The sequence below is a fragment of the Trabulsiella odontotermitis genome (genome assembly GCF_001188485.1).
In the GTDB taxonomy this organism is placed as follows: domain Bacteria; phylum Pseudomonadota; class Gammaproteobacteria; order Enterobacterales; family Enterobacteriaceae; genus Trabulsiella; species Trabulsiella odontotermitis_A.
On sequence record NZ_JNGH01000001.1, the window covers coordinates 1 to 390 of the forward strand.

General features: G+C 54.6%; 1 rRNA gene. It reads left to right on the forward strand.

Features of this window, described 5'->3' with window-relative positions:
- Window positions 1-390, forward strand: a 23S ribosomal RNA gene (locus tag GM30_RS00005); the annotation flags it as partial.

Consider the following 390-nt stretch of genomic DNA (forward strand, 5'->3'; position numbering starts at 1 on the left):
GAAAGGCCAATCAAACCGGGAGATAGCTGGTTCTCCCCGAAAGCTATTTAGGTAGCGCCTCGTGAACTCATCTTCGGGGGTAGAGCACTGTTTCGGCCAGGGGGTCATCCCGACTTACCAACCCGATGCAAACTGCGAATACCGAAGAATGTTATCACGGGAGACACACGGCGGGTGCTAACGTCCGTCGTGAAGAGGGAAACAACCCAGACCGCCAGCTAAGGTCCCAAAGTCATGGTTAAGTGGGAAACGATGTGGGAAGGCCCAGACAGCCAGGATGTTGGCTTAGAAGCAGCCATCATTTAAAGAAAGCGTAATAGCTCACTGGTCGAGTCGGCCTGCGCGGAAGATGTAACGGGGCTAAACCATGCACCGAAGCTGCGGCAGCGA